Origin of the sequence: Marinobacter iranensis (assembly GCF_029207565.1) — a bacterium.
GTDB classification, from domain to species: domain Bacteria; phylum Pseudomonadota; class Gammaproteobacteria; order Pseudomonadales; family Oleiphilaceae; genus Marinobacter; species Marinobacter iranensis.
This window is the reverse complement of sequence record NZ_JANCMW010000382.1, coordinates 1-240: the sequence shown is the minus strand read 5'-3', so window position 1 is coordinate 240 and position 240 is coordinate 1. Positions and strand designations below refer to the sequence as shown.

1 protein-coding gene is annotated in these 240 nt (G+C 57.5%); it reads right to left on the bottom strand.

All coding sequences use genetic code 11. The features are described 5' to 3' along the window. On the bottom strand, nt 1–240 hold a 240-nt coding region (locus NLU14_RS22800; RefSeq protein WP_275710902.1), incomplete at both ends, for a substrate-binding domain-containing protein.

The following is a 240-nucleotide window of genomic DNA, read 5'->3' as shown; positions in this document are numbered from 1 at the left end:
AAGGGCATCGATCTTCGGGTCTGCCATGTTGGCCTTGGTCACCAGGTTTGCGCCGGTGTCAACGAATGTCTCGACCTTCTCGCCCTTGGACACGGCAAGCGCAGTCTTCACGCCGTCATAGCCCATGCGATACGGATCCTGGACGACGAGGCCGGCGAGAACGCCTTCCTTGAGGAAGCCGACGGTCTTTTCATCCGAGTCAAAACCGATGACCTTGATCTTGTCGCCGAGCTTGTTTTC